Here is a 19839-nt window from a genome sequence, read left to right as displayed (position 1 = left end):
TTAGATTTCCAGTTCGGGTAATTTGTCTCTTAAAGTTGTTTCGTAACCGTCTTCGCGTACTACGGTCACGTCACCGTCGTAGGTCACTGCCGCATCGTACTGGGGTCTTGGGAAACGTACATCGAACGAAGGTTTGCCCTCGGAAGATACGTTGGCCTTGATGATCCAGCTTCCCATCTTGATGCTGCCGTCTTTCAGACGTTGCGGTATGGAGAACGGTTTGTCGGGAGTGGTTTTGTTGATATGGGTATGAATAATAGTGACAAAACGATACACTTTGTGCTTGCCTGAAGTGGCGGTGAAATGCCAATGGTTCGGATACTTCTTGAAGTTTCCTTTGTCGTCGGCGCGCAGCCAATTGGTGGCAGGAGTGAAAAAATGGCTGGTAGTGTCTGTCTTCAATTCATCACTGCCCAGTAGGTAGGCGTCGGAAATGCCGTTCTTACTGGTAGCCTGAACGTGCACAAACTCGTTTACCATATTGACATTCATCGGATTGGTGACCGTATGTAGCAGATAGCTCCAAGTGACAGGTTCTTCGGCTTCCAGTTCGTCATAGATGAATGTGAATCCGGTTTTTCCCAGTTCTACGATGTGACGGCGGAAGGTTTTTAGCTTCACGTCGTCCCAACCGGCTTCGGGGCTGAACGATACTTCTTCCTTTTTGGCTCTTGCCAGCCAGCTTTTAGAAATAACCTTTCCGTAGGCATTGGATGCATCACCCAGTACGTAGCCTATCTTTTCGCCCACATAGTAGCGTGGAATCCAGCCGTAACCTTCGGTGCCGATGCGTTGTCCGATGCCGTTTACAAGAATGGTATTATGGGCGCGGGTGGCGCGATGACAATACATGCTGTGCTTGTCGATGAAGCTGATGTGGTGTCCGCTACTGTAAAATAGCGGTTGTCCCGACCAAAATGTATTGAACGCATTCTGGTTTGCCAGCGCATGGGAGGTGCTGCCGTAAGGACTGCTACGGAAACTGAACATGGCACTGCGGCCCACACGTTCAAGGTTGGTGGAGAATGAAGCAAGTCCGGTTTCGGGGAATACATATCCAAATGGCAGGTCTTTCAGTCCGGCGCCGGTAGGCAACGGTTTGTTGCATTGCAGGCGGAACCAACCAAGTCCGGCTTCTTTGCCAACATTGTCTTCTTCCAGTATATTGGCACGACTGGCTTGTATAATACGCACATAATCGGCAGCATACGTATTTCCCGTCATGCGTGCCAGTGCATCGGCGTATCCCACTCTGGAACCTCTTGGCCGCGTTACGTTCAGGTGTGCGCTACCGTTTCCGGCGGATTTGGAAAAAGGAGGCTGGTGATAAATGATGTATAAGGCATTACCCTGGTACCAAGGGTCGTTGAAGTAGTTGTAGCCGGTGATGCGACTATAAAAATAGGGAACTTCGACCAGGGTACGGACGTTTACGATGAAGTAGGAGTCACCGTTGTGCCATCCGCCGTCTTTGTTCAGACCGGGGAAGCGTGCCAGCCAGAGATTGTAGCAATAATCCACCCAAGTGTCGGCTTCGGGCAATTCACCGTAAACGGTAAAGGCAGCCATTGTGAAGATACGGAAGTTCATTTGCCATACATGGTTGTCGGCAATGAAGTTCTCCAAACGGTTGTTATACATCTTAAACAGGTTGTTTCCGTATTTTTTTATATGCTCCAGAAACAGTTGGCGAGTGGCGTCATCCAGTAAATCATACAGTGTGTCGTAAATGGTGGAGCAGAGGGACAGCATTGTGGCCTCGTTGAAATTGCCGACTATGTTTTTGTTTCCTCCCCATGTGATGATTTCTTTGACACGCTTCAAGGCTTCGTCGGCGTAGCGACGGTCTTTAGTCAATAGGTAGGCACGTGCCAGTACATCGATATTACCTTCTTCCGCATCAATAACACGACGGCTTTCGCGGGTCATCATTGCTTCTCGCTGGGCTGCATTAGTCAGCTTTTCCGCCAATTTGGTATTGATGTCATTGACAGATTTCATAGGTGTGGCAAGTGCTTTGTCTGCGCGAGTGATATAGGTCTTGCGGTCGGCACTTCCTTGGCTGCGTTTGATGAGATTATCCCAGTCGCTTTTATCCATATAGACGCGCGGATGAACTTTCGGTAGTTTGGTCAGTACCGTTTTCAATGCCGGCGGACAGAACATTGCCGGGTTTTTATTTACGGTAAATTGTTGGACAGGCGCCCATTTGGTTGCGCCATTTAGCACGTAGCCGAATTGCCAATGCCATGTGCCCGGTGCCAGAGCTTGTTCCGGATTGAAAAAAGGCCAGCGGGTTTCGGCTTGCATGGTTCCTTTTTTGAAGGTTGCATCTTGTGACCAGCGTACTTTATAGCGAAGTTTAGTTTTATCTGCTTTTTTCAAGGCGGCCTGGGCGGCAAGTGCCTTTAGCTCGCTGTCTTGCGTTTTGAGGTCGGCAAGGAGCGGCCATTGGAACGATACATTCCGGTCGCTGATGATAGCTTTGTCTTCCGGTATGCCCGTTTCCCTCATCTCATGCATCAGAGTGACGTCGGTCAGCCTGATAGTGGCCGGTGCTTGTGCCTTTACCATTGCTATGGTTAAGGTGAGTGATAGTGCTATTAGTAAGGTCTTTCTCATGATATGTTGTTTTATTGTTTTTCTCTCTTTGCAAAATTATAGTTTTTATGATGACGGGAATTTTCTGTCTGTTTTTCCATTATTCGATATTGGTGATTTTCCTTTCAATTTCGTTTGAGTTTCTTGCAAATTTGTTTAATAACTTTTGTAAAGGTCTATGTCCCATTAATATCCGGGGTTATTCACTCCTTCCAGTTTGCTGTTTATTTGCAATTCATCTTCGGGAATCGGGAAAAGTTCGTGCTTGCCTTTTTTGAAATTCCGATAGGCAGGGTAGGCGATATTGGTGGAAGTGTTGACTGCCGTATTTTCTCCAAACAGAGTTAATGCTTCTTTCAGTATGCCCCAACGTATAAGGTCGAATTTACGCTGTCCTTCGAAAGCCAGTTCGAAGCCGCGTTCCCAATAGAGGGCAGTACGGAATTTGCCGGTATCGTCGCTATCATCGATGAAATCGAGTTTTTTCATAAGCTCATTGGTCTTGAGCAGACTTTTATAGTTACGGGTTGTAATTTCTGTGGCTCCGGAACGCTTGCGCACACTATTCAGAAGTTCCCAGGCTTTGGGCGTATTGCCGGTTTCGTTGTAGGCTTCGGCGGCCATCAGCACAACATCCGCGTAGCGCAACATACAGTAGTTGACATCTGTATAGTTAGGCTCCTTATAGCCGGCCGGCATCCATTCGCGTCTCCACTTGGCAGGGGTCCAGTTGCCTTTTTTCTTTGACAAGTCTGTCTTTTCGTGCACACCGGTTGTCTTATTCCATGTCCAGCTGTGCCTTCCGATAGCCACATCGCGGCGCACATCCTGTGCTTCATAGAGATCATACCATTCGGGTACGGCACGATAGGAGACTGCTGCACGACCCATAACTTTGTTGGCGTCTGCCGAATTGGCCGGTGCATCTACAATTATGCCGATATATGTTCCCCAATATCCTTTAGTGCCGGGGTAATAGAAAGAAACTTCAAACAAGCTCTCCCGGTTGTTCAGGACTCCGGCCGAGAAGCCTTTGAACAACTCCTCGTAACCTCCTTCGTAAAAACCATGATACTGTCCTTCTTCTGATTGGAAAGCTTCCCACTCTTTGATAACCGCATTAAAATATCGGGTACGTAATGCTTCATTCGGGCGGGTTGTCTTTCCGTCCAATTGCAGACTGTATCCTGCTCGTGTCAGCAGTACACGCATCAGCAATGCACGTGCGCTTCCTTGAGTGGCACGTTCGGGCGAAGAATTATCATTGGCCCATGCCAAATGTTCTTTGGCAAAATCCAGGTCTTTAATGATTTGTTCGTATATCTCTTCACGTTCTGTACGTGGTTTGTAAGAAGTTTCATAGTCGGTCGTGTAATCTATGCTGAAAGGAACATCTCCCCAATAGCGTACTAAGTCGAAAGCTGCTTGTGCACGTAAAAATTTCGCTTCGGCTGCGAAAGCCTGCAGAACTTTGCTGTCGCTGTATCCGTCCATATTTTCAATTCCCGTAATGGCATAGTTAGCGCGATTGATTTGCTGGTATTTCCCTACCCACACTGCGTCTACCCATGTGTTAGCAGGGCGGATGGTGTAATGGCAGATATCACGACGGGTATTGTCGCTGTTGGTCCCGCTGGCATAGTAGGTGTCATCGGAGCAGGGAAAAGCCATGCCGTCTTTGTCTCCGTAAATGCCGGGCAATATACTGTATACTCCCAATACGGCCATATCGGCCTGTTTGTCGGTAAGGAAGAAGTCTTTCCGTTCATATGAAGAGTTGGGAGACTCGCTTAAAATGTCTTCACAGGAGGTATTGATACACATTCCTGCCAATAAGAAACAGATAGTATATAGGGGATTATTTCTTTTCATGGTTGTATCTTGTTTAGAAAGTGATGTTAAGTCCGAATACATAAGAACGGTTGCGGGGGTAGGCGCCGTAATCCACACCCGGTGTTAGGTTATTCCCTTTAGTGGATACTTCCGGATCGAAGCCGCTATAAGGTGTCCATACGAAGAGATTGCTGCCTGTGAAATAGAGGCGCAGGCTCTGGATGTTGAAATTGCGTAATTTTTTGCGGTCAAAAGTGTATCCCAGGTTCACGTTGCTCAGACGCAGGTACGAGGCATCCTCCACTGCCCATGAATGGATGTATTTGTCGCCTGCTTCCATATCATATATGCATGCAACGGTTCTTCCGGCATTGATGGCCGCCATTTCTTCCGGATCGGTTATAAGTTGTCCCTCACTGTTGACGGTCATCCATCGGTTGCTGCTGTTGGCAATGTTCAGCACACTGTAATTGGTGGTAGCTGTTTTGGTGTTGGTCAGCTTGGTTGCATTCAGCACTTCACCGCCATAGCTGAAGGTGAAAAAGAAGTTGAAATCCCACCCTTTGTATTTGAACTGGTTGTTCAGACCGCCGTAGAAGTCGGGATTGGCATTGCCGATGACACTCATGTCCGAGTCATCAATGACTTTGTCTCCGTTCCGATCATCGAATTTCCACATACCGGGACGTATGTCGCTACGGTTGAATGTGCCGCTCATATAAGGGATTCCTTCTTTCAGGGTGTAGGTCTGGTCTTTGGCATTGTAGTCAAAGTCCTCTACCTGATATAATCCTAATGTCTTATACCCATAGAATTGTCCTATCGGTTTGCCAACTTCGATTTTGTGTGTTTTCTGGTCGTAGCCGAAGCGGGCTTCTTCAAGGAAATACTGTTCTCCTGATAGAGCCTCAATCTTGTTACGGTTGTGCGAGACATTGAAATTTGTGGTCCACGTAAAATTTTTCTTCTGTATGTTGACGGAAGTAATGCTGAGGTCGAAACCGATGTTGCTGGTTTTTCCGATGTTCCGCATCATGGTTTTGTGTCCGGAAGATGTCGGCACGCGTGAATTCAGCAACAGGTTGGAACTTTTGTTGAGGTAGAATTCCGGAGAAACAATGATCCGTTGTTCCAGAAATCCCATATCTATGCCGACATTCAATGTCTTGTTTGATTCCCATTTAAGATCGGCACTCGGAATCCCGGATGTGGCATATCCCGGTGAGAGCGCTTCACCGATGGGGTAGCGGGTGGACGTTAGTAAATCAAGCGATGTATAGCTTGCTACTCGGTTGTTACCTGCCAAACCATAACCCACCCGGAGTTTAAGGTCGGAGAACAAGTTTAATTTTTTGATAAACTCTTCTTCGCTTAGGCGCCATGCTGCGGAGACGGATGGGAAAAAGCCCCATTTGTTGTGGGCAGCGAATTTGGAAGACCCGTCGGCACGCACTGTGGCGGTCAACAAGTATTTCTCCCGGAAATTATAGTTGGCACGTGCGAAGAATGAAAGCAGGCGGTCGTCGTCGTTGACACTGGAACGTATTTCACTCGGAGTTCCCAACCCCATGTCGTCCAATCCGATGTCGTTGTTCGGGAAGTTGGTGGCATAGGCTCCCAAGTATTTGGACCAGCGCGAAATCCATTCTTGACCGGCCATTACATTCAGTTTATGAGTCTTACCTCTATAATCGTAAGTGAATACATTGGAGGTCTGGAAACTGCCATTTTCGTTGTAAGCTATGTTGCCGTTGATGCTGGAACGTTTGCCGGCAACGGATTTTTCGCCATAGAAGATGTCTTGGCGTGAAGTCTGATAGCGCATACCGGTACTGTTGCGGAAGCTGAACCGTTTGGTGAAGTTGAAGGTGAAGCCGCCGTTAGCCTGCATGCTACGCACTTTGCGGATTTTTGTTTCTTCTTGTGCAGAGAGAATGGGGCTTTGCATCGGATTGGACTCATCGTCAATCAGGTCATCATCTCCGGTGATCAAATCACGATCGTTGCCTGTCAGTGAATTGACAGGGCGGTATTGCAAGATATGTTCCATTTTGTTGAAACGGTTGTTTCCTTCCGAAGTTCCCATACCGTATGTTTTCGATTCGTCATAGCTGAGGCGGGCGTTGGCTTGAAAACGGCTGGATGCTTTATGCGAGATGTTGAAAGATACGTTGTGGCGGTCCATTCCGCTTTTTATCATGGCTCCCAGATCTTTTACATAATTATAGGAAAGACTGTATTTCAGTTCTTTATTTCCACCGGAAATGTTCACACGATAATTCTGTGAGGTGGTGACCCGGCCGAAGGCTTCTTCTTGCCAGTCTACGCCTTTTCTGTTTCCGTAATTTTCTTCTATTTCTTGGAAAGAGCCGTAGGCATTCTGGAACCGTCGTATGCCGCTTTCTCCATATAAAGCTAAATTGCGTTCATAGTCCAGCAGCACATATTCTTTAGACGAAAGTACATCAAGCTTTTTATTAACTTTCCGTATTCCTATATAACTATTGAAGCTGACGTTCATTTTTGAAGCGTCCTTCGTGCCTTTTTTCGTAGTAATCACTACTACGCCATTGGCTCCGCGAGCTCCGTAAATGGCTGTTGAAGAAGCATCTTTTAGAATATCGATAGTCTCAATTTCACCGGGATCCAGGCTGCTCATGCCGTCTTCGCTGGGAAAACCGTCAATGATATAAAGCGGTTCGTTGCTTTGGGTAATGGAGATACCGCCACGCACACGAATAGAGACAGATGCTCCCGGTTCGCCTTCGCTTTGCATGATTTGCACGCCTGCCACGCGCCCTGCCAAAGCCTGAGCCACATCCGAGGTGGGCGTTTGCATCAGGTCTTCGTTTTTTACAGATACGACAGAACCGGTCAAATCGCCTCGTTTGGCTGTTCCGTAACCAATGACAACCACCTCATCCAGCACCTTACTGTCTTCTTGCAAAGTCACATTGATTTGTTTTTGGCCTTTTACCGCTATTTCCTGTGTTTTCATTCCTATATAAGAAATGACAAGCACATCTTTAGCGGGGTTGTTTACATTAAGGGTATATTGTCCGTCAATATTGGTAATTGTTCCAACGCCTGCACTCCCTTTGATAGAAATATTGGCACCGATTACTTCCAGTCCGGTATTGTCTATAACCTTTCCGGTGACGGTAAAGCTTTGCGCATGAATACTCAATGTGGAGAGTAAACAGACTGCTAATAGAAAAAATCTCTGCATGCTTTTCATATGGGGTTTAATAGTATGATTACGTTTTGTTTTCTGTTTGCTAAATTAGGGATTCTTTAGTTCCATTGCTTTTTAGTGTGTTTTGTAATTTTGTAGGAACGTTGATTTGTCTTTTAGTTCTGTGTAGTTTTCTTATATTTCTGTGTAAAATGGCATTCAGACAATGAGAATGACATAAAAAAATAAGTCCAAGACCACGTGATGTTCGTGGTTTTGGACTTGTTTTTATGGATAATTAGGAGAGATTGTCAGATTTCCAGTTCGGGAACTTCGTCTTTCAATTCTGTCTTTTTATTGCCGTCGTGTATCACTGTTGGGCCATAATCCTTATAGCTTACGCTTGCATCGTAGCCTTTGCGCGTATTCCGTACTTCGAACGAGGGCTTTCCATCGGTGGAAATATTCGCTTTGATATTCCAGTCGCCCACCTGTATGCTGCCGTCTTTCTGTCTTTGGGGCGCAGCCTGTACGGTGTTTGCATCAGTGCCTTTAGCGTGCGTATGCACAATTGTGGCAAAGCGATAGACTTTCTGCTTGCCGGATGTGGCAGTGAAATGCCAGTGGTTGGGGTATGGCTTGAAATGTCCGTTCTCGTCTGCACGCAGCCAATTAACGGCGGGTACAAAGAACCTGCCGGTTGTGTCCGTTTTCAATGTTCCGGCAGAGAAGAGGTAGGCATCGGATACACCGTCCTTGCTTGTGGCTTGTATGTGTACGTATTCCTTGGTTTTGTCTACATTCATCGGGTTGGTGACTGTATGTAGCAGGTAGCTCCAAGTTACGGGCTTGTCAGCTTCCAGTTCATCGTATATGAAAGAGTAGCCGCTTTTGCCCAGCGTTACGATGTGGCGGCGGAATATTTTCAGTCCGGTATCGTCCCAGCCATTTTCGGGGGAGTATTCCAGATTACTCTGTTTGCCGCGCAGCAACCAAAGCGGGGAGATTACTTTGCCGTAAGCCTTGGATGCGTCGCCTGCAACGTAACTTATCCGGTCGCTGACATAGTGGCGTGGAATCCATCCGTAGCCTTCCGTACCTATGCGTTGCCCCATGCCGTTTACCAGAATTGTGTTGTGGGCGCGTGTGGCCCGGTGGCAGTAAACGCTGTGCTTGTCGGTGAAGCTGATGTGGTGTCCGCTGCTGTAAAAGAGCGACTGCCCGTTCCAGAAGGTATTGAAAGCGTTCTGGTTGGCTATGGCGTGCGAGGTGCTGCCGTAAGGACTGCTGCGGAAGCTGAGCATGGCGCTCTTGCGGGTATCGTCCAAGTCGGTGGAAAACGAAGCCAGTCCGCTTTGCGGGAATACGTGCCCCATAGGGAGGTCTTTCAATCCCGGTCCGTTGGGGAGTGGTTTGTCGCATTGCAGGCGGAACCATGCCAGACCTCCGGCTTTGGAGGTGCTTCCTTGTTCGAGTATATCGGGTTGGCGCTCACTGATGTGGCGTACATAGTCTGCGGCATAGGTGTTTCCTGTCATGCGTGCCAAAGCATCGGCATATCCTACGCGTGTGCCGTTGGGAGTAAGTATATTCTGATGCGAGCTGCCGTTACCGCCCGATTTGGAGAAAGGCGGTTGCTGGTAGATGACATACAGCGCGTTTCCCTGATACCAGGGGTCGGAGAAGTAGTTGTATCCGGTGAGGCGCGTATAGAAATAGGGAACTTCCACAAGTGTGCGGAGGTTGACGTGGAAGTAGGAATCGCCGTTGTGCCATCCGCCGTCTTTGTTCAGGCCGGGGAAGCGGACGAGCCACAGGTTATAGCAATAGTCCGTCCACGCATCGGCTTCGGGCAGTTCGCCGTAGACAGTGAAAGCTGCCATGGTAAGGATGCGGAATGTCATCTGCCATACGTGATTGTCGGCGATGTGGTTTTCCAAGCGGTTGATGTCGTGTTTGTACATGCTGCTGCCGAATTCTTTTATCTCGTTCAGCAGGAATTTGCGCGTGGCGTTGTCCAGAACGTCGTACAGCGCATCGTATGCCATGGAACAGAGTGAAAGCAGGGTAGCTTCGTTGAAGTCGCCCACTACGTTTTTGTTGTCTCCCCAAGTGGCCATTTCCTTGACACGCTTAACGGCTTCATCGGCATAGCGGCGGTCTTTGGTGAGCAGGTATGCGCGAATCAGCACATCCGTATTGGCTTCTTCGCTGTCGATGATGCGTCGGCTTTCGCGGGTGAGCATTGCGCTTTGCTGTACTTTGTTGGTCAGCCCCTTTGCCAAGTCTGAGTTGATGTCGTTTACGGATTTCATCGGGGTGGCGAGTACTTTATTGGCGCGTTTGAGATAAGTTCGGCGTTCGGGTTTTCCTTGGCTGTTCTCTATGAAACTGTCCCATTCGTCCTTGTCGAGCCATACGCGGGGATGATGGGCGGGCAGCTTTTCGAGTACGGTTTTCAGAGCGGGCGGGCAAAACTTCATGGGATTGGGTTCTACCGTAAATCGCTGTGTGTCGCTCCATTCGGTTTTGCCGCCTGTGACATAGCCATATTGCCAGTACCATGTGCCCGGTGCCAGGTCTTGTTCCGGATTGAAGAAAGGCCAGCGGGTTTCTATTTGCATGGTATTTCCCGGTCCGAATGTCGGGCTTTGCGAATAACGCAGGAAATAGCGCAGCTTGCTTTTGTCCACTTCTTTTTTGGGGGTGCTCTCTTCTGTTCCGTCCAAGCCGCTTCGCAGGATGTTGAGCTCTGCCGGTAGCGGCCATTGGAAAGATACGGCACGATCGCTTATGGTGGCGCCGTCCGACGGAGAGGGAGTTGCACGCATTTCGTGCATCAGAGTGGTGTCGGTGAGCCTGACGGTAACCTTTCCCGCTGTCTGCGCTTGTGCACAGACGGCAGGAAGGAAGAGGAGGACGGTTGATAAAATCTTATTCATGTAATTAATATTGTTATAAGGTTAGTTGGATGAGTGGGAGTTTGCCTTTTTAGGAAGCGCTTTTCCCGGCACATCGTGCAGCTTGGGGCGTGTAGGCTTGATTTTGTAAGTATTCATATAGTTTTCAAGAATGTCTCGATGTTGCTGCGCTACTTTCGCGTAAGCGTTTTCCATCATCAGGTTTCTTGTCTCGCCTCTGTCGTTTTGCATGTCGAACAGTTGTTCGCGGTGTCTTCCTTTGTCGTACAGCACGTATTTGTAACGTTCGGTACGTACCATCCAGCCACGTGTTTTGCTGCCGTCGAAACGTGTTTCGGTGATGACATAGTCTTGGTGGGGAGCTTGCGGATTACCCTCTTCTGCTATTTTGCGGAATGATTTTCCTGTTGTACTTTCGGGCTTTTCGGCTCCGGTCCAGTCGCAGATTGTGGCAAAGAAGTCCACCCCGTTGCTGATGAGTTGCGGCAGTTTTTCGCCTGCATGCTTCTTGCCGGGCAGGGTTACGATAAGGGGGATATTTACCACCTCTTCGTATAAGGCCGATTTTTGGTTCCAGTGGTGGGCGCCTATTCCGTCTCCATGATCGCTGGAGAAGATAACAACGGTGTTCTTCCACAGGTTGTTTTTGTCGATGGCGTCGATGATCTTACCGATTTCGCGGTCTACCTTCTCTACCAGACGGTAGTAAGTATAGCGGTACATGCGCCAGTCCTCAGGGGTGAACGTTGCAGTGGGGTAGACGTTGAAGTTATTGTCTCTTTCCTCCTCGATGACATCGGCATCGTAAGGATTCTTGGCAAAGTTAGGGGGAAGTCCCGGACAGTTGCGTATTTCGGGTATTTCCATGTTGCCGTAGGGAAGATTCTGGCTGCGTGCATATTCGCAAATGTTATGCGGATTGTCATAAGAGGCCACGAGGAAGAAAGGCTTGTCGTGCTTGCGTGAAAGGAATTGTACGCAAGCCTCTGCCAATCCGTCGTCGCTGTGTCGGTGTATCTGGTCGAACCCGCGTACTTCGTCGGGAATGTCAAGTTCGGGTACATGCCATTTGCCGCCGTATGCACATTCATATCCGGCATTCTTGACCAGCGTGCCCAGTGTTTGTGTTTGGAGCGCTTCCGGTAACGGTGCGCCATTGGTCAGCAATTCCACCGAACCGGGATAGTGTCCTGTGAACATGGCGCCGCGCGAGGGACCGCTGAGTGGAGCCGTACAATAAGCGTTTTGGAACATAATGCCGGCTGCGGCCAGTCTGTCCAGATTGGGGGTATGCACATCCGGGTTTCCGGCGCAGCTCATGGCATTTGCCGTATGCTGGTCGGTAAAGATGTAGATAATGTTGGGACGTTCGGCAGCGTATGCCATTGATGAGCTAAGCAGTGATAGGCAGGCTATGTGCTTCATTGGAATTTGTTTTACCATATTATTAGTTTTATATATTGAGATTTTAGAGGCTATTTCTCCGATTGCTAAATTACGTCTTTTTCCATGTATGGGAGAACGCTAATGTTTTTTTTATGGTGCCGAATGTTTATTCGACTGTCAATTTTGTATAGTAGACTTTTAAATTTGTGCTAAACGTCTCGGTGGCTGCTTGGCCTTGTCTTGCGGAATGATTTTTTTCGTCCTGCAGAACGGTTTTATTTGTCTCGTGGGATGATTTCGTTTATCTTTGCCGCACCTAAAGAGAAAATGAATGATAGTTTGTATTGCCGAAAAGCCTTCTGTGGCGCGTGACATAGCCGATGTACTCGGAGCGAGAGATAAGAGAGACGGATACATCGAAGGAAACGGATACCAGGTGACGTGGACATTCGGTCATCTTTGTACCCTGAAAGAACCGCATGAATATACGCCCAACTGGAAATCGTGGAGCTTGGGCAGCCTGCCTATGGTTCCGCCCCGTTTCGGAATCAAACTTATCAGTAATCCCACCTACGAACGCCAGTTTCACGTGATTGAGAACCTCATGCAGCATGCCGACATGATTATAAACTGCGGTGATGCCGGTCAGGAGGGAGAGCTGATTCAACGCTGGGTGATGCAGAAAGCCGGTGCGCGTTGTCCGGTGAAACGCTTGTGGATTTCGTCGCTGACGGAAGAGGCCATTCGTGAAGGATTTGCAAAGTTGCGGGATGCTTCCGATTTTCAGCCGTTGTACGAAGCTGGGCTTTCGCGTGCTATCGGTGACTGGCTGCTGGGCATGAATGCTACCCGCCTGTATACGATGAAGTACGGTCAGAACCGGCAAGTGCTTTCTATCGGACGTGTGCAGACGCCTACGCTTGCATTGATTGTAAACCGCCAGCTTGAGATACAGAATTTCGTTCCCAAACAATATTGGGAGCTGAAAACGGTATATCGCGACACCACTTTCTCCGCCATTCTCCGCAAAAGCGATGAAGAACTGGTGCTGGAAGCGGAGAAACAGAAAGAAGGAGCTGCAGCCAAAGCTGCAAAACCGGAAGAAAACCGAGGTATAGAACCTATCACAGATCGGGAACGCGGAACGGCTCTGCTGGAACAGATCAGGAATGCTCCTTTCACGATAACGAATGTCACCCGCAAGAACGGCAAAGAGGCTCCCCTCCGTTTGTTCGACCTGACTTCCTTACAGGTGGAATGCAACAAGAAGTTCGCTTTCTCTGCCGATGAAACGCTGAAAACCATCCAGTCGTTGTACGAGAAGAAAGTAACGACCTATCCGCGTGTCGATACCACTTTTCTGAGTGATGACATCTATCCCAAGTGCCCCGGCATATTGAAAGGTTTGCGCGATTATCAGGCGTTGACAGCTCCGTTGGAGGGGACTACGTTGCTGAAATCAAAGAAGGTGTTCGACAATTCGAAAGTGACGGATCACCATGCCATTATCCCTACCGGGCAGCCACCGCAGAATCTGACGGATATGGAGCGCCGCGTGTTCGACCTGATTGCACGCCGTTTCATTGCTGTCTTCTATCCGGACTGCCTGTTTGCAACGACCACCGTCATAGGTGAGGTGGAGCAGATTGAGTTTAAGGTTTCGGGAAAGCAGATATTGGAGCCCGGCTGGCGTGTGGTCTTTGGTACTCCCTCGGCTCAGTCTCAAGAAGAAAAAGATGAGAAGGGTGGGGAAGAGGAGAATGTACTCCCTGCGTTTGTGGTAGGAGAGAGCGGTCCGCATCTGCCGGATTTGTATGAGAAGTGGACGCAACCGCCACGTCCTTACACCGAGGCCACCCTGCTGCGTGCTATGGAAACTGCCGGTAAACTGGTGGATAACGATGAATTGCGCGATGCTTTGAAAGAGAACGGAATCGGCCGTCCTTCCACCCGGGCCGCCATTATCGAAACACTTTTCAAGCGTAACTATATCCGTAAGGAGAAAAAGAACCTGATAGCTACTCCTACCGGTGTGGAGCTCATCCAGATTATCCATGAGGAACTGTTGAAGTCTGCCGAACTGACGGGTATATGGGAAAAGAAGCTGCGTGAAATAGAAAAGCGTACGTACAATGCGGGACAGTTCTTGGAAGAATTGAAGCAAATGGTGTCGGAGATTGTTATGAGTGTTCTTTCCGATAACAGTAACCGCCATATCACCATACAGGCCCCTGCACCGGAGAAAGGTGGAAAGAATTCTGCTTCATCGGCTTCCGCTTCCGATAAACCGAAAAAAGAACCTAAGAAAAGGGCGCCGCGAAAGTCTGCCGCAAAGAAAACGGAGACGGCAACAACTGACAGTCTGCCGGCGGCAGCAGAGCAGCCGGCATCTGTTGTACAGGCCGATGAGTTGGTAGGACAACCTTGCCCCCTTTGCGGAAAGGGAACGGTGATTAAAGGAAAAACGGCTTACGGCTGTTCCGAATGGAAGAGTGGTTGTACGTTCCGCAAGCCGTTTTAGTAAAATCTATAATCCTTTTTCGGCTATATATTTCCACAATGGGGCAGCCATTAGTGCTTGTTTTATTTCTCCTTTCTCCAACAGCTCTTTTACTTCCGTTAGTGTAAGCAGATGTACGCTGAGGCTTTCCGTATCTTCCAGATGTTGTTCGGAAATCTTTTCTACATCGGTGGCAAGAAAGCAATACGTAATGTTAGTGTGAGTGCCTGGGTTGGGAGAAATCTGCATGAATTCCCGCCATGTACCATTTCCGTAGCCGGTTTCTTCCAAGAGCTCCCGTTGAGCGGAAACCAACGGTGACGCGTCTTCCTTCTCGCATACGCCGGCACAAAGTTCATAGGACGTCTTTCGCAAACCATGCCGGTACTGACGGATAAATACGAACTGTCCGTCGCGTGTAATGGCAATTGTATTTACCCAGTTGGGATATTCCAGTATATAATAAGAGGGAATGTGGTTACCGTTTGGCAACACTACATGGTCTTTGCGTACGGTAAGCCACAGGTTCTTATGCAAGTATTCGCTGGAAATTACTTCCCAAGGTTTTTCTGAATCGTTGTTGGGCTTCATTACTTTTATATTTTGAATAACCTTTAGTAGTTCAGGTGGAACTCAACCACCGCTTCAATACCTTTCCGCAGGATGTCCAACGGGATGTTTTCGTTGGGAGAATGGATGGCGTTGGACTCCAAGCCGAATCCCATCAGTATGGTTTTTATTCCCAATACTTGTTCAAAGGTAGAGATGATAGGAATACTGCCGCCGCGGCGCACTGCCAGCGGTTTCTTTCCGAATGCTTTGGTGAAGCCTCTCTCCGCCGCCTGATATGCAGGGAGGGTGATGGGGCATACGTATCCTTGTCCGCCATGCATGGGAGTGACCTTTACCTGTACGGTGTCGGGGGCTATGCTCATGATGTAATCGGCAAACAGTTGCGAGATCTTATGGTGGTCCTGATGCGGAACCAGCCGGCACGATACTTTGGCGTATGCTTTGGAAGGTAGTACGGTTTTGGAGCCTTCGCCCGTATAGCCGCCCCAAATGCCGCATACGTCGAAAGACGGGCGGCAGCTGTTGCGTTCCAGTGTGCTGTATCCTTTTTCTCCGAAAAGGGCTTTCACGCCGATAGCCTTTTTGTATTTCTCTTCGTCGAACGGAATGTGTGCTATCATTTCGCGTTCGGCTTGCGGCACCTCCTCCACATCGTCGTAGAAGCCGGGAACGGCGATACGTCCGTCTGCGTCCGTCACTTTGCTTATCATCCCGCAGAGCACATTGATGGGGTTGGCCACTGCACCGCCGAAGTGTCCGGAATGCAGGTCGCGGTTCGGACCGGTCACCTCTATCTCCCAATAGGCAAGTCCGCGCAGGCCGGTGGTCAGTGAGGGGAGGTCGGCGCCCAGCATGCTGGTATCGGAAACGAGGATGATGTCGGCTTTCAGCAGTTCTTTATGCTCTTGGCAGAATCCCTCAAGGCTGGGGGAGCCAATCTCTTCTTCTCCTTCAAAGATGAATTTCACATTGTGGGTCAGTAAGTTGTTCTTTACCAAATATTCAAATGCTTTTACCTGAATGAAAGACTGTCCTTTATCGTCGTCTGCGCCGCGCGCCCAGATGTGCCCGTCGCGTATCTCCGGTTCAAAAGGGCTGCTTTTCCAAAGCTCCAGCGGTTCGGCGGGCATCACATCGTAGTGTGCGTATATAAGTACGGTTTTGGCTTTCGGGTCTATCATTTTCTGTCCGAACACAATGGGATTTCCTGCCGAAGGCATCACCAGCGCTTCATCCGCGCCGGCTTCCAGTAGCAGTTGCGCCCAACGTTCTGCGCAAGCAAGCATGTCGTCGTGGTGCTCGGGCTTGGCGCTGATACTGGGGATACGGATAAGGCTGAACAGGTCTTCCAGCATCTTTGGTTCGTTCTCTGCGATATATTTCTTTATTTCCATTACTTTATCGTTCGTTTGTTATAATTGTGTAGTACGGTCTATCAGGTAGAAGTCGAGCAAGGTCATGGCCGTCATGGCTTCTACGATGGGCACTGCGCGGGGCAACACGCAAGGGTCGTGGCGTCCGCGGGCTTTGAGGGTGGTGTCCGTACCATCCAGATTTACGGTGTGCTGTTCCATGAGTACGGTTGCCACCGGTTTGAAGGCCACGCGGAAGTAGATGTCCTGTCCGTTGCTGATGCCGCCCTGAATACCGCCGGAATGGTTGGTGTGCGTTTCGATGCGCCCGTTGTTGTTGAAGAATACGTCGTTCTGTTCCGAGCCTTTCATTTTCAGTCCTTTGAATCCTTCGCCGTATTCAAATGCTTTGGCAGCATTGATGCTGAGCATACCTGCGGCGAGGGCGGATTGGAGCTTCCCGTAAATGGGCTGTCCCAGCCCTATGGGGCAACCTTTGACAACGCAAGTCACCACACCGCCGATGGTGTCGCCTTCGCCTTTTATCTTGAAGATAAGCTCTTCCATTTCTTTTGCTTTCTCCGGGTCGGGGCAACGTACGGGATTGGTTTCAATCAGGTCGAGGTCGTAAGCGGTATAGTTGTCTTCCAGCTTGATAGGTCCCACCTGTGAGGTGTAGGCTGTGATGCGGATGCCAAGCTGCCTTAATGCTAATTTGGCTAATGCCCCGGCCACCACGCGTGAGATGGTTTCGCGTGCCGATGAACGTCCGCCTCCGCGGTGGTCGCGTATTCCGTATTTCACATTATATGTATAGTCGGCGTGTGAGGGACGGTACACTTCTTTCAGATTGTTATAATCGTTGGAGTGCTGATTCTCGTTCCATACGATAAATCCGATAGGGCAGCCGGTGGATTTACCTTCGAAAATGCCGGAAAGGAATTCCACTTTATCAGATTCCTTGCGTGAGGTGGTGATACGTGATTGTCCCGGGCGGCGGCGGTCGAGTTCCGATTGAACGAAGTCCATATCGATAGTGATTCCTGCGGGAAATCCGTCTATTACGCCGCCTATGCCTTTGCCATGTGACTCTCCGAAACTGGTCAGTCGAAGAATATTTCCAAATGAGTTGAACATATCAAATGCTTTAAAGGTTTATAATGAGGTTAATGCGTCAGTTTGTCTTGCCATAAGGGGCTTTGACTTTTTAAAGGTAACAATTATTTTTGTAAAACGTTTCAAAAATGACAATAAATCTTTTATTTCCCGACTTTGAGGTATGTGGACAACCATCCCAATCTGTCTTTTGGATATATAGAAGTATTTAAGAATGTGAAGAATCTTTATAATTAACCCTTTCTGAAAAAAGGAACATCTATTTTTTAGAAAAGACCTTGTTTAAAGGTTCTAAAAACTGTTATTTTGCACTTCAAATATAAAAGAGAATATTAACTGCCCCTTAACTATGTAGGGATTTTATTAACTAAACAAGTATTTATATGAAGAAAAATTTGTTTTATTTATTTGCATTGATCTGTTCAATGAGTTTATTTACAGCTTGTAGCGACGACGATCCTGACTACTCAAAAGTCATTGAAGAAGAAATTGCAGGTAACTATAAAGGAACATTAACAGTGACGGTAGAAGGAACTACTATGCCTTCCGAACCTCAGAAAATTAAGATTGAAAAAGCCAGTCCTTCAGCTATAAATCTTTCTTTAGCTAATTTTAGTTTTATGGGAATTGCTATTGGAGATGTTGAATTAAAGAATTGTGTGCTATCTCAAAATGGTGATACTTATGCATTTACCGGCACTCAGAAATTAGAAGTTGAGGCTTTGTCTTGTACAATTAATGCCAAAGGCACTATTAAAAACGGTGCTGTAAAGGTTGATATGGATATTGACGCTGTTGCAGGCGGCGTAAAGCAGAGTGTAAAGGTTGTATACGAAGGAACTCGTTTGACGGGGACTGAAAGTAGTGAAGCTAAGATTACGGCTTTTTCTTTCGATAGCAAGTTAGTGACAGAGCAACCTGTTATTAATGAAGAAAATGGTACTATTACTTTCAAAGTTAGTGATACGGCTGTTGACGATGACTTGAAAGCATTGGTTCCGACTATTACTTTCTCGGAAAAAGCAACTGTAACTCCAGCAAGTGGAGTAGCACAGGATTTCTCTAAGGGTAAGAATGTTGTTTATACGGTTGTTGCAGAAGATGGTACTATTAAAACATATGCGGTTTCGATTTCAGGAAGAGCCGCATTATATTCTTTTGAGAAAGATGAATGGAATTTTGAACTAATGGTGGAAGCAGATGAAAAAAATCCTCTGAATTATTGGGATTTTTCATCGAATGGTTGGTGCACTAGCAATGGAGCTCTTTATCTATTGAAAGTTCTTCTAAATGCCGTGCCTGCGGATGCACCATATGCTGTGACTCCGACAGAAGCTGGATATAAAGGTGGAGCTGCAGAAGTTAGAAGTACTGATTCAAAGGGGATGTGGATGCTAACAACTGTGCCTAAAGTCACTGCAGGTACGTTATTTTTAGGTAAATTTGAAACTGATTTAGAAAATACTTTAAAGAGTACAAGATTTGGTATAAAGTATGATGAACAGCCAGTTTCTTTGAAAGGATATTATAAATATCAGGCAGGGGAAACATATTATAAGACGATTGTAAATCCGGATAATCCAATGGATGTTTCTAGTGAAATAGTTCAAGGCAAGACAGATAAGGGGTTGATTTCCGCTGTCTTATATGAAGTGACAGGTGATGAATCTTTAGATGGTACTAACATTTACGATGAGACTAAACTAACTGCCATAGCCAAGCAGGTATGTGAAAATACAGCTGAGTTTAAATCTTTTGAAGTAGAATTACAATACTTGAAAGAGTATGATGCAAATAAAAAATATAAGTTTGCTATTATATGTTCTTCTAGTGCTGAGGGTGATAAATTTGAAGGAGCACCAGGCAGTGTACTAACAGTTGATGAATTGACCGTTTCAGTAAAATAAATTAGTTTGTGACCAGTCTTAAATAGCTATAATGACGCTACATAGGGACTGGTTACAAGTTTTTGAGACTGAGAAATAAAATAAAGTGTTGGAAAGATTTATATTTTTCTCATCACTCGTCACTTTTTGCCTCAATGTATTAAGGATAAGGGAATTATCGAGTGACGACAAGGTATATATGCAGTGACGACCAAATATTGGTCGTCACTTTTTATTTGGGAGCCATAAAGGTGTACTTTAGAACTGTAAAGGTCAACTTTAGGTGGGGAAAGGATAACGTGAAATGCAAGGTAGAGGAAACTATTTATAACAGGTTGTAAAACAATATACTGCAAGTACCATTTGAATACCACCCTTTGGTATATTGAGTACCAATGATTGGTATTTTAAGTACCACTCTTTGGTATTTCGAGTACCAACGGTTGGTATTTCAAGTACCAAACATTGGTATTTTGAATTTCCAACTTTGGTATTT

At 47.4% G+C, this 19839-nt stretch carries 10 protein-coding genes; 2 read left to right on the top strand and 8 right to left on the bottom strand.

Translation table 11 applies throughout. The features are described from left to right. The 5 genes from NQ546_RS16970 to NQ546_RS16950 all read right to left on the bottom strand — a co-directional run bounded on the left by NQ546_RS16970 (position 1) and on the right by NQ546_RS16950 (position 11973). Positions 1–2622 carry a DUF4962 domain-containing protein gene (locus tag NQ546_RS16970; protein WP_004288546.1) on the bottom strand — a complete coding sequence of 874 codons (2622 nt, stop codon included), beginning with the start codon at positions 2620–2622 and terminating at the stop codon, positions 1–3. Between the two features lie 165 nt (positions 2623–2787). Beyond that, positions 2788–4473, bottom strand: coding sequence for a RagB/SusD family nutrient uptake outer membrane protein (locus NQ546_RS16965; RefSeq protein ID WP_039952998.1), 1686 nt, complete (start codon positions 4471–4473; stop codon positions 2788–2790). Positions 4474–4486: 13 nt separating this feature from the next. Next, the gene (locus NQ546_RS16960) at positions 4487–7672 is read right to left on the bottom strand and encodes a SusC/RagA family TonB-linked outer membrane protein (protein ID WP_004288549.1); all 3186 of its coding nucleotides are present in this window, start codon (positions 7670–7672) and stop codon (positions 4487–4489) included. 248 nt (positions 7673–7920) lie between these two features. Next, the gene (locus NQ546_RS16955; protein WP_004288550.1) at positions 7921–10551 is read right to left on the bottom strand and encodes a DUF4962 domain-containing protein; all 2631 of its coding nucleotides are present in this window, start codon (positions 10549–10551) and stop codon (positions 7921–7923) included. Positions 10552–10572: 21 nt separating this feature from the next. Next, positions 10573–11973, bottom strand: a complete 1401-nt coding sequence (locus tag NQ546_RS16950) for a sulfatase family protein (RefSeq protein ID WP_050764418.1) — start codon at positions 11971–11973, stop codon at positions 10573–10575. A 274-nt stretch (positions 11974–12247) separates the two neighbouring features. Between NQ546_RS16950 and NQ546_RS16945 the strand changes: the two genes are divergently transcribed. Next, the gene (locus tag NQ546_RS16945) at positions 12248–14437 is read left to right on the top strand and encodes a DNA topoisomerase 3 (RefSeq protein ID WP_004288554.1); all 2190 of its coding nucleotides are present in this window, start codon (positions 12248–12250) and stop codon (positions 14435–14437) included. A gap of 6 nt (positions 14438–14443) precedes the next feature. On the opposite strand, the gene NQ546_RS16940 is transcribed toward NQ546_RS16945, so the two are convergent. From NQ546_RS16940 to aroC, 3 genes are read right to left on the bottom strand one after another with little or no spacing between them, the layout of a single operon-like run. Beyond that, positions 14444–15007, bottom strand: a complete 564-nt coding sequence (locus tag NQ546_RS16940; protein ID WP_004288555.1) for an NUDIX hydrolase — start codon at positions 15005–15007, stop codon at positions 14444–14446. Positions 15008–15030: 23 nt separating this feature from the next. After that, positions 15031–16383 (bottom strand): dipeptidase, encoded by a 1353-nt coding sequence (locus NQ546_RS16935; RefSeq protein WP_004288556.1) that lies wholly within the window; start codon positions 16381–16383, stop codon positions 15031–15033. An 18-nt stretch (positions 16384–16401) separates the two neighbouring features. After that, the gene (aroC, locus tag NQ546_RS16930) at positions 16402–17478 is read right to left on the bottom strand and encodes a chorismate synthase (protein WP_004288557.1); all 1077 of its coding nucleotides are present in this window, start codon (positions 17476–17478) and stop codon (positions 16402–16404) included. A gap of 362 nt (positions 17479–17840) precedes the next feature. Between aroC and NQ546_RS16925 the strand changes: the two genes are divergently transcribed. Next, complete coding sequence (locus NQ546_RS16925; RefSeq protein ID WP_004288558.1) at positions 17841–19364, top strand: PCMD domain-containing protein; 1524 nt, start codon at positions 17841–17843, stop codon at positions 19362–19364. Positions 19365–19839: the final 475 nt, after the last annotated feature.

Source organism: Bacteroides eggerthii (assembly GCF_025146565.1).
Classification (GTDB): domain Bacteria; phylum Bacteroidota; class Bacteroidia; order Bacteroidales; family Bacteroidaceae; genus Bacteroides; species Bacteroides eggerthii.
The sequence above is the reverse complement of the archived record's forward strand: the minus strand, read 5'-3'. Positions and strand labels throughout refer to the sequence as shown.

Bases quoted from the DNA above. Each gene is read 5' to 3' on its own strand.
- NQ546_RS16970 (WP_004288546.1), bottom strand. From the start codon at position 2,622: ATGAGAAAGACCTTACTAATAGCACTATCACTCACCTTAACCATAGCA.
- NQ546_RS16965 (WP_039952998.1), bottom strand. From the start codon at position 4,473: ATGAAAAGAAATAATCCCCTATATACTATCTGTTTCTTATTGGCAGGA.
- NQ546_RS16940 (WP_004288555.1), bottom strand. From the start codon at position 15,007: ATGAAGCCCAACAACGATTCAGAAAAACCTTGGGAAGTAATTTCCAGC.
- NQ546_RS16935 (WP_004288556.1), bottom strand. From the start codon at position 16,383: ATGGAAATAAAGAAATATATCGCAGAGAACGAACCAAAGATGCTGGAA.
- aroC (WP_004288557.1), bottom strand. From the start codon at position 17,478: ATGTTCAACTCATTTGGAAATATTCTTCGACTGACCAGTTTCGGAGAG.
- NQ546_RS16945 (WP_004288554.1), top strand. From the start codon at position 12,248: ATGATAGTTTGTATTGCCGAAAAGCCTTCTGTGGCGCGTGACATAGCC.
- NQ546_RS16955 (WP_004288550.1), bottom strand. From the start codon at position 10,551: ATGAATAAGATTTTATCAACCGTCCTCCTCTTCCTTCCTGCCGTCTGT.
- NQ546_RS16950 (WP_050764418.1), bottom strand. From the start codon at position 11,973: ATGGTAAAACAAATTCCAATGAAGCACATAGCCTGCCTATCACTGCTT.
- NQ546_RS16925 (WP_004288558.1), top strand. From the start codon at position 17,841: ATGAAGAAAAATTTGTTTTATTTATTTGCATTGATCTGTTCAATGAGT.
- NQ546_RS16960 (WP_004288549.1), bottom strand. From the start codon at position 7,672: ATGAAAAGCATGCAGAGATTTTTTCTATTAGCAGTCTGTTTACTCTCC.